The sequence below is a fragment of the Azospirillum largimobile genome, from assembly GCF_977007025.2.
Map to the genome: position 1 here is coordinate 473,539 of NZ_CDRMUA020000001.1, position 12,140 is coordinate 485,678.

The following is a 12,140-nucleotide window of genomic DNA, read 5'->3' on the forward strand; positions in this document are numbered from 1 at the left end:
TCCCCCTTAGTTCGCATGGGCTGGCATGAGGGACGCGGGCTTGACCCGCACGAACTCGCCGAGCTTCTCGACCAGCTTCATCTGCACGCCCATCATCGTGCCGGCCGACTGCGAACAGCCGGAGCAGGCGCCGGAGAGCCGCACATAGATGTCCTTGCCGTCGATATCGACCAGCTCAACGTCGCCGCCGTCGCGCTGGATCTGCGGGCGAATCTCCTCGATGGCGCCCATGATGACCTGCATGCGCTGGACGTTCGTCAGCTTGGGCGCCGTGGCCGGTTCGGCCTTCGGCTCCAGCGGCTTGATGGCGTCGAGCCCGACCGTGCCGGGGGCATGCTTCTTGGCGGGCTTCAACGCGCCGGTCTTCGCCAGCACCTCCTCCAGCACCTCCTCGATCTTCTCGTGGCAGGTCTGGCAGGAGCCGCCGGCCTTGGTGTAGTGGGTGACTTCCTCCAGTGTGGTCAGGCCGTTGACGGTCACCGCGCGCTCGATCATCGCGGCGTCGATGCCGAAGCATTTGCAGACCAGCTCGCCTTCCTCATGGTCGTCTTCCCACGCCTCGCCCTTGTAGTTGGCGATGGCGGCGCGCAGCGCCTCCGCACCCATGACGGAGCAGTGCATCTTCTCCGGCGGCAGGCCGCCGAGATACTCGGCGATGTCGCGGTTGGTCAGGGTCAGCGCCTCGTCCACCGTCTTGCCGATGATCATCTCGGTCAGCGCGGAGCTTGAGGCGATGGCCGAGCCGCAGCCGAAGGTCTGGAACTTCGCGTCCTGGATGATCTGGGTGTCGGGATCGACCTTCAGCATCAGACGCAGCGCGTCGCCGCAGGTGATGGAGCCGACCTCGCCGACCGCATTGGCGCTGTCCAGGACACCGGAGTTCTTCGGATTGAAGAAGTGTTCCTTGACCTTGTCGGTGTAGTTCCACATGTCGCTGCTGCCTTTCCGTGGGTGCGCGCCTTGGGGAAGATCCGTCCGGAGGCGAATTCAGTGAGTCGAGTAGGGGGCCGACGACCCGCAGCTGGACGAGGAGGTCGAGCAGGAGCCGCCACCGTCACTGCCGGCCGAGAAGGACTTGCCGCAGCCGCAGCTGCTGGTCGCGTTCGGATTGTCGAACTTGAAGCCGGAGCCCTCGATGCCCTCGACGAAATCGACCACCACGCCGCTCAGGAAGGGCTGGCTGTTGGCGTCGACGAAGATGGTGACCGGGCCGAAGCTGAGCACCGCGTCGTCATCGCCGGCCGAGGCCTCCAGCCCCATCTGGTATTTAAGGCCGGCGCAGCCGCCGTCGGTCACCGCGATCCGCAAGCCGGCGGCCGCACCGCCCGACTTCGCCAGGACCCGTTCCAGGGTGGAAACCGCCGCATCCGTCAGAGTCACCATGTCCCGCCTCCTCAAGCCGCGTTGCCGGAGATGCCGGCCGATCTGACGAGGAATAGAGCAAGGGGTGTGCCAAACAGGCAAGACGTTGATTTTCAACGATTGTCAGGTCGGGCCGGCGTGGCGAAAGTCTGACAAAGTTCCGCACACGAACCATTTTGTCGGGTTTGGCGCGTGTCGTCTTTGCGACAGCCGCGACACTTCGCCGCACAAAAATATTGTGGTCTTTCGCCGTGCCCGCGCGCGTACCATGGGGCGTCGTCGGTGCGTCGGATGATTGATTGCGTCAGCAGGAATTAGTGGCGAGGAAAGCGATGAGCGACGAACCGATCGAACTCAGGATGTCGAACGGCCGCATGGCGTTCGGCGACGTGCCGGAACAGATCGACGAACTGTTGCAGGAGGCGGTGAAGGCCCGCGACGTGCCGGACACCTGCGAGGCGCTGCTGTGGGAGGCTCATCGCAAGGGGCCTCGGGTGCTGCCGGTCTTCTATGCGCTCTACAAATTCTACTTCAACCGCAAGAAGCTGACGGACGCGGAGCGGGTGGCCCGCATCGGGCTGGATGCCGCGGCGCTCCAGGGCGGTTTTCCGGCGGACTGGTCGCAGTTGACGGCTGATTCCACCGACTGGACGGCGGCCGGGCCGGCGCGCTTCTTCCTGTTCACCATGAAGGCGCTCGCTTTCATCGAACTGCGCCGCCACAACCGCGACAAGGCGCTGGCGATCCTTGCCAAGATGGCGGAAATCGACCCGGCCGATCAGGTCGGTTACGGCACCATCGCCGCCTTGGCCCGCGGACTGGACGGAGAGGGCGGGGCGGCGTAGAGGCCGGCTCCACAAAAAAAGTCCCCCGGCCCAGGGGGGAGCCGGGCCGGGGGCAGCGGGGATTTGCGTCTCACGACGCTCTCACGACGCGCTCTCACGTCGAGAGCAATTGCGGCCCCGCCGGGGCAGGGAGGCCGCAATCCGGTCAGGCGGCGACGGATTCCAGGGCCGGATAGTCGGTGTAGCCCTTGGCGTCGCCGCCGTAATAGGTGGTGCGATCCGGTTCGGCCAGCGATGCGCCGACACGGAAGCGCACGGGCAGGTCCGGGTTGGAGATGAAGGACTCGCCGAAGCTGACCGCGTCGGCCTCACCCTTGGCGAGTGCGGCGTCGGCATCGTCGCGGCTGTATCCGCCATTCAGGATGAACGGACCCTTGAAGGCGGCGCGCAGGGCGGACGCCACATGCGGCGCACCGTCCGGCGGAGCCATGTGGTGGCCGGGCCGCCCCTCGATCACGTGCAGATAGGCGAGATTGAAGGGGTTCAGCGCCTTGGTGATCGCCAGGAAATGCGGCAGCGGGTCGCTGTCCTTCATGTCGTTGAACACGCCGGTCGGCGACAGGCGGACGCCGATGCGGTCGGCACCGACGGCATGGGCCGTGGCCTCCAGGATCTCCAGCAGGAAGCGGCAGCGGTTTTCCACCGTCCCGCCATACTGGTCGTTGCGGGTGTTGGTGCTGTCGCGCAGGAACTGGTCGATCAGATAGCCGTTGGCCGCGTGGATCTCGACGCCGTCCAGGCCGGCATCGAACACCGCGCGCTTGGCGGCATCGGCGAAATGGCGGACCAGACCGGGGATCTCGGACGTGTCCAGGGCGCGCGGCACCGGGAAGGGTTCCATGCCGGCGCCGGTGTAGAGCTGGCCCTTTGCCGCGATGGCCGACGGGGCGACCGGGGCGGCGCCGTTCGGCTGGAAGCGCGGGTGGGAGATGCGCCCGACATGCCAGAGCTGGGTGACGATCCGTCCGCCGGCATCGTGCACGGCGTCGGCCACCGCGCGCCAGGCCAGGGTCTGGGCATCGGTGTGGATGCCCGGCGTGTTGGGATACCCCTGGGCGGTGTCGCAGACCTGCGTCGCCTCGGTGATGATCAGGCCTGCCGAGGCGCGCTGCGCGTAATACTCGGCGGTCAGCGCGGTCGGGCAGTTGCCTTCGCCGGCGCGGCTGCGGGTCATCGGCGCCATGACGACGCGGTTCGGCAGCTCGATCGCGCCGAGGCGCAGCGGGGCGAACAGATCCGGGGTGGCGGTGCTGTGCAGATCGGTGCTGTGCGGCATGGCGGGACTACCCCCTGTTGGGCGAATTGGCTTGTATGTATGTGAGTACATACTTGAACCGGAGCCTGCCGCTTGTCAAGTATGTATCCACATACTTATTATCCAGCCGACGGCACCACGGGAGAGGGACGGGTTTTGGACGCAAGCAAGGACGCGGACGGCTGTTGCCCGGGCAGCGGCACCACTGACGGGGCCTGCGAGGGCGGGGTGCGCAAGCGCGACCGTGCCGCGACGGAAGGCGCGCTGCTCGACGCCGCCAAGCTGGTGTTCGCCGAACGCGGCTTCGACGCGGCGACGACGCGCGAGATCTCCGGGCGGGCCGGGGTCAACGAACAGCTGATCCAGCGCTATTTCTCAGGCAAGAGCGGGCTGCTGCTGGCGGTGGTGGAACGCTATTGGCGCGAGGAATCGGGCGGCTGCCACCTGCCGCCGCCGGACGAGGATCTGGAGACCGACCTTGCCCGCTTCCTGCACGCGCAACTGAAGCACAGCTGGGAATGCCGCGACTTCACCCGCGTGGTTCTGGCCCGCGCCCTGGTCGATCAAGCGGTTGCGGACGAAATGGCCCGCACCCTCTCGCAAAGCCGCATTCCCTGTCTGCTGAAGCGGTTGGAGGGGTTCCGCGACCGCGGCGCCATCGCCGCCGACGCCGACCTCGCCAATGTGGCGGCCGGCATCGCGACGCTCAGCTTCGGGCTGGGTTTTCTCGATCAGGTGGTGTTCGGCCGCGACGACGCCGGCATCTGCGCCATGGTCGGCACGCTGGCCCACACCATCGCCCACGGCCTGACGCCGCGGTAAAGACTACTCCGCGGCAGTTGCGGTCCGGGCGGCGGTGCGGTGGCTGTGCACCGCGTCCGCGGTGAAGACGGCCAGCGCCACCCAGATGCAGGCGAAGGTGATGGCGTGGCTGCGGGTGAAGGCCTCGCCATAGACCAGCACGCCCAGCAGAAGCTGTCCGGTCGGCCCGACATATTGCAGCAGACCGAGCGTGGTCATGGTGAGCCGGGTCGCACCGATCATGAACAGCACCAGCGGCACCGCCGTCATCGGCCCGGCCAGCACCAGCAGGGTGCTCTCGCCCCATTCATGGCCGAAGGCCCCGCTGCCGCCCAGCCACAGCAGATAGCCGAGGGCGGCCGGCAGCAGCAGCGCGGTTTCCACCAGCAGACCGACCACCGGATCGACCGCCGCCTTCTTGCGCACCAGCGCATAGAAACCGAAGGACAGCGCCAGCGACAGGGCGACCCAGGGCACGGCGCCATAGCTGACGACGAGGCTGCCGACGCCGGCCGCGGCGATGGCGACCGCCAGCATCCGCCCGCGGCTGAGCTTTTCGTTCAGGAACAGCACGCCCAGCAGCACATTGACCAGCGGGTTGATGAAGTATCCCAGGCTGGCCTCGACCAGCCGGCTGTTGACCACCGCCCAGATGAAAACGGTCCAGTTGGTGGTGACCAGCAGCGTGGTGACCAGGAAAACGCCCAGCCGGCGCCAGCTTCCCACCGCTGCCACGATCGCCGCGGGCCCACGGGTGGCCAGCACGCCGATGCCGACCAGCACCACCGTCCAGACCACGCGGTGCGCCACGATCTCCACCGCGCCGACATCGCCCAGCGATTTGAAGAAGACCGGGTTGACCAGCCCCCAGATCAGGTAGGAGGCCAGCGCCGCGACGAACGCCGCGGTTGTGGAGGTCGGGGCCTTGGCGGGCGGCGGGGTCTGAACCATACCGTCCGTTTAGCACATTGTTTGTGCAATCCGGCAGCGGGCGGACGAACATGGCCGGGCTGCGCGACCGGCATCACTCCCGCCCCGCGCCCTGTTCACTCAACAAAAAACCCCGCCGAAGCGGGGCTTTTCGTTCCGGTTCCTGGAAGACACCGGCCGTGTCAGGCGGCGGCGCCGGTGGCGACGCCCTTGTCGGCCAGCAGGGTCTGCAGCTCGCCCGACTCGTACATCTCGCGGACGATGTCGCAGCCGCCGACCAGCTCGCCCTTGACGTAGAGCTGCGGGAAGGTCGGCCAGTTCGAGTATTCCTTCAGACCCTGGCGCAGGCCCGGATCCTCCAGGATGTTGACGCCCTTGAACTTGACGCCGGTGTGGCTCAGCACCTGGACGACGGCGGCGGAGAAGCCGCACTGCGGGAACACCGGGGTCCCCTTCATGTACAGCACGACATCGTTGCCTTCGATGTCCTGCTTGATGCGCTCGACGACGTTCTGATCGACCATGACTCGATAACCCTTCCGATTTGGTCCGGCCGTGCCGGGACCATGTCCGTTGCGACTTGTATTCAGGCGCCTTCCGGCATCCGTCCTCAGGCGCCCTCGGGCACCGCGGTGGTCAGCGCCAGGGCGTGCAGTTCGCCGCCCATCTTGCCCTGCAGGGACGCGTAGACCATCTGGTGCTGCTGCACCCGGCTCTTGCCCTTGAAGGCGGCGGAGGTGACGAGCGCGGCATAGTGGTCGCCGTCGCCCCGCAGATCCGCGATCTCGACGACCGCGTCCGGGATGCCCTCCTTGATGAGCTTTTCGATCGTGGCGGCTTCCATCGCCATGGGTCCAGTCCTCGCTCTGTTCAGGATTGCCCCGCCCGGGCACATACTGGGTAGATAGAGTAGGTGCGGCCGGGCCGTTTGTCATCCACCGGCAAATATTTGCCGGAATGCGGAAGACGCCATGACGGCCCGCGCCATCAGAAGGTCACTCGCCGAAAACGCGCTTGAACACGGTGTCGACATGCTTGGTGTGGTAGGTCATGTCGAACATCGGCTCCAGCTTGTCCCGGCCGATGTGCTTGGCGATGTCGGGGTCGGCCGACAGCATGTCCAGGTAGTTGCCGCCCTTCTCCCACACCTGCATGGCGTTGCGCTGCACCGCCTTGTAGCTGTCCTCGCGGCTCATGCCGGCCTGGGTCAGCGCCAGCAGAACGCGCTGCGAGAAGACCAGACCGCCCAGATCGTCCAGGTTCTTCTGCATCCGCTCCGGATAGACCACCAGCTTTTCCATCATGCTGGTCAGGCGCACCAGGGCGAAGTCGAGCGTGACGGTAGCGTCGGGGCCGATCATGCGCTCGACCGAGCTGTGGGAGATGTCGCGCTCGTGCCACAGCGCGACGTTCTCCAGCGCCGGCACCACGGCGGAGCGCACGATGCGGGCCAGGCCGGTCAGGTTCTCCGACAGGACCGGGTTGCGCTTGTGCGGCATCGCCGACGAGCCCTTCTGGCCGGGGTGGAAATACTCCTCCGCCTCGCGCACTTCGGTGCGCTGCAGGTGGCGGATTTCCGTCGCCAGATTCTCGATGCTCGAGGCGATCACGCCCAGCACGGAGAAGTAGAAGGCATGGCGGTCGCGCGGGATGACCTGGGTCGACACCGGCTCGACCGACAGGCCCAGCTTGGCGGCGACATGTTCTTCAACCCGCGGGTCGATGTTGGCGAAGGTGCCGACGGCGCCGGAGATGGCGCAGGTGGCGATGTCCTGGCGCGCCTGGATCAGACGCTCGCGCCCGCGGGCGAAGGCGGCGTAATGGCCGGCCAGCTTCAGGCCGAAGGTCGTCGGCTCGGCATGGATGCCGTGGCTGCGGCCGATGGTGACGGTGTCCTTGTGCTCGTATGCCCGGCGCTTCAGCGCGGCCAGCAGGGCGTCCATGTCGGCCAGCAGCAGGTCGGCAGCCTGGGTCAGCTGGACGGCGAGGCAGGTGTCCAGCACATCCGACGAGGTCATGCCCTGGTGGACGAAGCGGGCCTCCGGACCGACATACTCGGCGAGGTTGGTCAGGAAGGCGATGACGTCGTGCCGGGTCTCGCGCTCGATCTCGTCGATGCGGTCGATCTCCCACTTGCCGCGCTCCCACACCGCCTTGGCGGCCTCCTTCGGGATCACGCCCAGCTCGGCCTGCGCGTCGCAGGCGTGCGCCTCGATCTCGAACCAGATGCGGAAGCGGTTTTCCGGCTCCCAGATGCGGGCCATTTCGGGGCGGGTATAGCGGGGGATCATCGGCACTCTCCGGAGGATGCGGGCGCTGGATTGAGGGTGGCTTGCGGGTCTCATAGCACGCGCGCGCGACCATAGCGGTGCCGGGGTGCGTTTTAAAGCCTCGCGATGCTCCGGTTTGCCCGTCCGGACCGGGCTGTTCGCGGCCGCATTAATCTTCGTGGTCGAATCGTTGCCCGCCGAAGGGAATCCGCGCCTAATGCTCGACAGGCGGAGTTTCCGCGATTTCCCTGTGCACTTGCGGTCGCGTCGTGGACCGGCCATCACGGAGCGAGGAAAACAGTCAAAGAGTCGCGCCCTGGTGGTTTTGATTCGCTTGCAGTTGAATCCTTGCGAGCATTAAGCAACACTTGCACAGCGCATCGGGGCCGGCCGCCTGCCGGTTTCCGCGAGTTTCATCAGATCAGGCCATCCGAAGGGAGCCCTTCTTGTCCGACCCCGTCGCCGAGCTGGTCCGTGCGCCGTCGCGCTCGTCAGACGAGGCCCGGCTCTACCGCCTGCAGTTCCTGGCGTCGATGGCGCTGGTGTCGGCGCTCGTCCTCGGGCTCGGCTTCTATTTCGTCTGGCAGCATTGGGCCGACCTTGAGCACGACCTGCAGCAGAGCGAGGCGCGCTATGTCCAGGAGCAGCATCAGGCCCTGGTGCAGGAGGTCGAGAACGCGCAGTCGTACCTGGCCTACATGCGGTCGCGCGTCGAACCGCTTCTGAAGGAGCATCTGCGCGCCCAGGTGGACGAGGCCTATGCCATCGCCCGCAGCGTCCATGACCGGGAAAAGGACATCCTGCCCGAAGCGGCGGTGAAGGAATCCATCAAGGAGACGTTGCGGCCGCTCCGCTTCTCCGGCGGGCGCGGCTACTATTTCGTCCACGGTCTGAACGGCGAGGCTGTGCTGATGCCGGTCGATCCGTCGCGGGAAGGGACATCGCCCTTCGCGGCCCCCGACCCCCAGGGTGCCGCGGTGGTGCGCGAGCTGATGCGGGCGGTCCAGGACCCCAGCCTGCGCGGCTTCGCCCGCTACCGCTGGCGCATGCCCGACGACCCGGCGCAGATGGTGGACAAGCTGGCCTTCGTCCGCCGGTTCGAACCCTTCGACTGGCTGATCGGCGCCGGCGATTCCCTGGGCGCGGTGGAGGCGCAGCTCCAGCGCGAATCGCTGGAACGGCTGCGTGCCTTCCGCTTCGGGGAGACCGGCTATATCGGCGTGCTGCGCCAGGACGGGCAGGTCCTGCTGTCGCCCACCGCGCCCGCGTCGGAAGGGATGAACGCGCGCGACCTGCCGTGGAAGACCGAACGCGACCTCGTCACCCGCCTGCTGGAGCAGGGGCGCCAGGGCGGCGGGGAGGTGCGCTACGACTGGATCCATCCGGTCACCGCGCGGCCGACGCCGAAGATGGCCTATGTCTCCGCCCCCACCGTGTGGGGCTGGATCCTGGTTGCCGGCTTCTACATCGACGACGTCGGCAAGGAGATGGAGGCCCGCCGGGCGGAAATCAGCCGCGGCGTCAACCTGCGCGTCTGGACCACGGTCGGGGTGCTGGGCGTGGCGCTGGCCGCGTCCGTCGGCGTGTCCTGGCTGGTCACCGGCTGGATCCGGCGCATCGTCGGCAGCTACCAGCTGCGCGTCCGGCACAGCGACAGCATGCTGCGCGAACGGGCGCGGCAGCTCTACCTCGCCAACTTCTTCGTCGACCATGTGTCGGAGATCGTCGTACTGGCCGATGCGAACCTGAACATCGCCTACATCAACCCCTTCGGCTGCAAGGCGCTGGGCGGGACGCTTGAGGATCTGGTGATGGGGCAGGCCGACCTGCTGAAGCGCTTCGCCGCGGAGGGCGAGGACGCGGCCAGCCATTACGAGACCGTGTACCACACCCCGGACGGCCGCACGCTGGAGCTGGAGGTCACGGCCAGCCGCATCTCCTACGAGGGTGAGGTCTACTACTCCGCCATCGCCCGCGACATCAGCGAGCGCAAGCGGGCGGAATGGCAGCTGCGGCTGTCGGCCAAGGTGTTCGACAACGCGGCCGAGGGCATGTTCGTCGCCACCGAGAACCAGAAGATCGTCGCTGCCAACGACGCCTTCGCCCGCATCACCGGCTATGACCGGGAGGAGGTGCTGGGCCGCGGTCCGGAATTCCTGCGCTCCGACCGCAATCCGCCGGGCTTCTATGAGGATCTCTGGGCGCAGCTGCGCGATAACGGCCATTGGGCCGGCGAAATCTGGAGCACCCGCAAGAACGGCGAGGTGTTTCCGGAATGGCTCAGCATCAAGGTGGTGCGGAACGAGGATGGCGCGGTCGCCAACTACATCGCCGCCTTCACCGACATCACCGAGACCCGCGCGCAGGAGGAACGCATCCGCCATCTGGCGCAGTTCGATTTCCTGACCGACCTGCCCAACCGTTTCCTGCTGCGCGACCGGCTGGACCGCGCCATGCTGGCCGCCGGTCGCCACGGCACCAAGGTGGGGTTGCTGTTCGTCGATCTCGACCGCTTCAAGACCATCAACGACAGCCTGGGCCATCAGGTCGGCGACGGGCTGCTGCGCGAGGTGGCGGAGCGGCTGCTCGGCACCGTGCGGGCCAGCGACACGGTCAGCCGCCAGGGCGGCGACGAGTTCATCATCCTCATCAGCGACATGGACAGCCCCGACGCGGCCGGCATCGTGGCGCGCAAGGTGCTGCACGCCCTGTCCGAGCCCTATCTGATCGACGGGCACGAGCTGCAGGTCACGCCCTCCATCGGCATCGCCGTCTACCCGGACGACGGCACCGGCATCGACGCGCTGCTGAAGAGCGCCGACATGGCGATGTACGCCGCCAAGGAGGCCGGGCGCGCCACTTACCAGTTCTTCACGCCCGAACTGAACCGCCGCGCCTCGGACCGGATGTGGACGGAGAACAACCTGCGCCGCGCCCTGGCCAACAACGAACTTGAGCTGCATTTCCAGCCGCAGTTCTCGCTGGACGGCCGCCGGCTGATCGGGGCGGAGGCGCTGGTGCGCTGGCGCCAGCCCGACGGCACGCTGATCATGCCCGGCCAGTTCATTCCGGTGGCCGAGGATACCGGCCTGATCCTGCCGCTGGGCGACTGGGTGCTGGGGGAGGCCTGCCGCCGCACGGCGGAACTGCTGCGCCACCAGAACCTGCTGATCGCCATCAACCTGTCGGCCGTGCAGGTGCGCCGCCCCGGACTGGCGGAGCGGGTGGCCGGCTGGCTGTCGGCCTACGGCATCCCGCCCTCGGCGCTGGAACTGGAGGTCACGGAAAGCGTCCTGATGGACGATTCCGACGTGGTGTCGGAAACCTTCTCGCAGCTGCGCGAGATGGGGGTGCCGCTCGCCATCGACGATTTCGGCACCGGCTATTCCTCGCTGGCCTATCTGAAACGCTTCCGTGTCGACAAGCTGAAGATCGATCGCAGCTTCGTCAGCGGCCTGCGCGCCGGCAACCCGGACAGCGGCGCCATCGCCGAGGCGATCATCGGCATGGCGCGCAGCTTGCGCATGCAGACGCTGGCCGAGGGGGTGGAGACGGAGGAGCAGTATCACTGCCTCGCCACCATGGGCTGCGACCAGTGCCAGGGCTATCTGCTGGGCCGCCCCATGCCCTACGATGACTTCCTGGCCTTCGTCCGGCGCGACGCCGACACGGCACAGGCGCGGTTGGCGGAAGTGGTGGAGTAGAGACCGGACTGCGCCCCGGCCGCCTCCGCGTCACCCGTACCGCAGCAGCCGCGTGCCGTTGGCCTTCAGCCAGGCCCGAGGCAGTTCGACATTCTGGCCGGCGGTCAGGCTGGCGCACAGCGCCCAGAAGCGCGGGGAATGGTTCATCTCGCGCAGATGCGCCACCTCGTGCCCGACGACATAGTCCAGCACCGGTTCCGGCGTCAGGATCAGCCGCCAGGAGAAGGACAGCCGGCCGGTGGACGAACAGCTGCCCCAGCGGCTCTTGGTGTCGCGGATGGTGACGGCGGCGATGCGGGCGCCGATGGACGCGGCCTTGACGCGGGCGCGGGTCGACAGCTCGCGCTTCGCCTCGGCGGTCAGGAAATCGCGGACGCGGCGGGCCACATGCTCCGGCTGGCCGCCGACCAGCAGGGCGCCCTCCTCGATCCGGGTCGGTCCGCGCAGGGCAGGGTCGTGGCGGATGACATGCTCGACGCCCAGGTAAGGCACGCTGGCGCCGTCGGCGAAGGGCAGGGACGGCGGCATCGCCGCCAGACGTGCCCGCAGCCAGCCGTCATGCCGGCCGACGAACTGGCGGGCGTCGGTCTCCGACACGCCGACCGGAACGACAACCTGCACCAGCCCGCGCCCGGCATCGACGCGCAGGGTCATGCGGGTGGCGCGCGCGCTCTCCCGCAACTCCAGCGGAATCGGCAGGCCTGAAATCTCCAGCGCCCGCGGCGGCTGGGGCGGCCGGGCGGCGGATCGCTTGCGTTTGCGCAAGAGGGCGGGGAGGGAAGGGCGGCGCTGCACCATGCCGTCTTATAGCGCGGCTTCGGGCGCACGCGAAAGCGTCCTGCCACCTTGGCGGTAAAGGAGTTGCGGCGCAGCCTCGGCTTAAAGCATTAGGGCCTTCGAACGAACCATAGGCTATGGGATCGACTGAGGTCACATTTGACACGATCGATCGGAGCACAAGATAAAGCAGAGG

General features: G+C 67.5%; 11 protein-coding genes. 3 read left to right on the plus strand and 8 right to left on the minus strand.

The window, feature by feature from the left end; genetic code table 11:
* Positions 1–6: 6 nt before the first annotated feature.
* Together nifU and ACWPKK_RS02295 are read right to left on the minus strand one after the other, a co-directional pair.
* On the minus strand, positions 7–930 hold the full coding sequence (gene nifU, locus ACWPKK_RS02290) for a Fe-S cluster assembly protein NifU (RefSeq protein WP_452000768.1): 924 nt from the start codon (positions 928–930) through the stop codon (positions 7–9).
* Between the two features lie 57 nt (positions 931–987).
* Positions 988–1,383, minus strand: coding sequence for a HesB/IscA family protein (locus ACWPKK_RS02295; RefSeq protein WP_452000769.1), 396 nt, complete (start codon positions 1,381–1,383; stop codon positions 988–990).
* Positions 1,384–1,694: 311 nt separating this feature from the next.
* Between ACWPKK_RS02295 and ACWPKK_RS02300 the strand changes: the two genes are divergently transcribed.
* Positions 1,695–2,207, plus strand: coding sequence for a hypothetical protein (locus tag ACWPKK_RS02300; protein WP_452000771.1), 513 nt, complete (start codon positions 1,695–1,697; stop codon positions 2,205–2,207).
* Between the two features lie 145 nt (positions 2,208–2,352).
* Here the strand turns inward: ACWPKK_RS02300 and ACWPKK_RS02305 are convergent, their stop codons facing one another.
* Entirely contained in the window at positions 2,353–3,483 is a 1,131-nt protein-coding gene (locus ACWPKK_RS02305; RefSeq protein WP_324865383.1) for an alkene reductase, read from the minus strand.
* 135 nt (positions 3,484–3,618) lie between these two features.
* Between ACWPKK_RS02305 and ACWPKK_RS02310 the strand changes: the two genes are divergently transcribed.
* On the plus strand, positions 3,619–4,284 hold the full coding sequence (locus ACWPKK_RS02310) for a TetR/AcrR family transcriptional regulator (RefSeq protein WP_324865381.1): 666 nt from the start codon (positions 3,619–3,621) through the stop codon (positions 4,282–4,284).
* 3 nt (positions 4,285–4,287) lie between these two features.
* Here ACWPKK_RS02310 and rarD read toward each other — a convergent pair whose 3' ends face one another.
* From rarD to purB, 4 genes are all read right to left on the minus strand, one after another.
* Entirely contained in the window at positions 4,288–5,214 is a 927-nt protein-coding gene (gene rarD, locus ACWPKK_RS02315; RefSeq protein WP_324865379.1) for an EamA family transporter RarD, read from the minus strand.
* 161 nt (positions 5,215–5,375) lie between these two features.
* Positions 5,376–5,717 (minus strand): Grx4 family monothiol glutaredoxin, encoded by a 342-nt coding sequence (grxD, locus tag ACWPKK_RS02320; RefSeq protein ID WP_452000774.1) that lies wholly within the window; start codon positions 5,715–5,717, stop codon positions 5,376–5,378.
* An 86-nt stretch (positions 5,718–5,803) separates the two neighbouring features.
* A complete protein-coding gene (locus tag ACWPKK_RS02325) occupies positions 5,804–6,043 on the minus strand; it encodes a BolA family protein (RefSeq protein ID WP_012973287.1) in 240 nt (79 codons plus the stop codon).
* A gap of 145 nt (positions 6,044–6,188) precedes the next feature.
* A complete protein-coding gene (gene purB / locus ACWPKK_RS02330) occupies positions 6,189–7,484 on the minus strand; it encodes an adenylosuccinate lyase (protein ID WP_452000776.1) in 1,296 nt (431 codons plus the stop codon).
* 425 nt (positions 7,485–7,909) lie between these two features.
* Here purB and ACWPKK_RS02335 point away from each other — a divergent pair, with 425 nt between their 5' ends.
* The gene (locus ACWPKK_RS02335) at positions 7,910–11,167 is read left to right on the plus strand and encodes a bifunctional diguanylate cyclase/phosphodiesterase (protein ID WP_452000778.1); all 3,258 of its coding nucleotides are present in this window, start codon (positions 7,910–7,912) and stop codon (positions 11,165–11,167) included.
* 30 nt (positions 11,168–11,197) lie between these two features.
* On the opposite strand, the gene ACWPKK_RS02340 is transcribed toward ACWPKK_RS02335, so the two are convergent.
* Positions 11,198–11,965, minus strand: a complete 768-nt coding sequence (locus tag ACWPKK_RS02340; protein WP_452000779.1) for a M48 family metallopeptidase — start codon at positions 11,963–11,965, stop codon at positions 11,198–11,200.
* Positions 11,966–12,140 lie beyond the last annotated feature (175 nt).

Excerpts from the sequence above, each read along its gene's own strand:
- nifU (WP_452000768.1), bottom strand. The coding sequence starts at position 930 with ATGTGGAACTACACCGACAAGGTCAAGGAACACTTCTTCAATCCGAAG.
- ACWPKK_RS02295 (WP_452000769.1), bottom strand. The coding sequence starts at position 1,383 with ATGGTGACTCTGACGGATGCGGCGGTTTCCACCCTGGAACGGGTCCTG.
- ACWPKK_RS02300 (WP_452000771.1), top strand. The coding sequence starts at position 1,695 with ATGAGCGACGAACCGATCGAACTCAGGATGTCGAACGGCCGCATGGCG.
- ACWPKK_RS02305 (WP_324865383.1), bottom strand. The coding sequence starts at position 3,483 with ATGCCGCACAGCACCGATCTGCACAGCACCGCCACCCCGGATCTGTTC.
- rarD (WP_324865379.1), bottom strand. The coding sequence starts at position 5,214 with ATGGTTCAGACCCCGCCGCCCGCCAAGGCCCCGACCTCCACAACCGCG.
- grxD (WP_452000774.1), bottom strand. The coding sequence starts at position 5,717 with ATGGTCGATCAGAACGTCGTCGAGCGCATCAAGCAGGACATCGAAGGC.
- ACWPKK_RS02325 (WP_012973287.1), bottom strand. The coding sequence starts at position 6,043 with ATGGCGATGGAAGCCGCCACGATCGAAAAGCTCATCAAGGAGGGCATC.
- purB (WP_452000776.1), bottom strand. The coding sequence starts at position 7,484 with ATGATCCCCCGCTATACCCGCCCCGAAATGGCCCGCATCTGGGAGCCG.
- ACWPKK_RS02340 (WP_452000779.1), bottom strand. The coding sequence starts at position 11,965 with ATGGTGCAGCGCCGCCCTTCCCTCCCCGCCCTCTTGCGCAAACGCAAG.